Annotated in this window: 1 protein-coding gene; it reads right to left on the bottom strand. The window is 64.1% G+C overall.

The features are described 5' to 3' along the window. The coding region (locus A5673_RS30685) for a cyclopropane mycolic acid synthase family methyltransferase (protein ID WP_082958827.1) at positions 1-677 on the bottom strand (677 nt) is incomplete at its 3' end. Positions 678-696 lie beyond the last annotated feature (19 nt).

Raw genomic sequence — 696 nt, 5'->3', positions numbered from 1 at the left:
GCCCACGTTTCGAGGGTCGTCGCGTAGTGCAGCCGCAGCGACTGGGTGCGCGTGATCTTGAAGCCGACCTCCTCCGCGTGCTCCTCGACCGACGGGATCGTCGGTAGCCAGCCGCCCGGGAAGATCTCGGCCAGGATGAACTGGGTGAAGTGGACCACTTCGTGGGTGAGCGGATTGCCCTGCGCCCTGGCCTCTTTGAACGTGGGACGCGTGATGGTGTGCAGCATCATGACGCCCTCGGCCGGCAGCACCCGGTAGGCCATCTTGAAGAAGTGGCCCCAGCGCTGGCGGCCGAAGTGCTCGAAGGCGCCGATGGAGACGATGCGGTCCACCGGCTCGTCGAACTTCTCCCAGCCCTCCAGCAGCACCCGCGTCGAGCGGTTCGTGTCCATCTGGTCGAACATCTTCTGCACGTGGTCGGCCTGGTTCTCCGACAGCGTCAGGCCGACGACGTTCACGTCGTACTTCTCGATGGCGCGGCGCATCGTGGCACCCCAGCCGCAGCCGATGTCGAGCAGCGTCATGCCCGGCTCGAGGTTCAGCTTGCCCAGCGCCAGGTCGAACTTGGCGTTCTGCGCCTCCTCGAGGGTCATATCGTCGCGCTCGAAATACGCGCAGGTGTACCCCATCGTCGGGTCTAGGAAGAGCGCGAAGAACTCGTCTGAAACGTCATAGATCGATTGCGACTCTTCGTAA

This window comes from Mycobacterium sp. E3198 (assembly GCF_001667015.1).
Classification (GTDB): Bacteria; Actinomycetota; Actinomycetes; order Mycobacteriales; family Mycobacteriaceae; genus Mycobacterium.
Note: the sequence above shows the minus strand (reverse complement) of the source record. Positions and strands in the feature narration are given on the sequence as shown.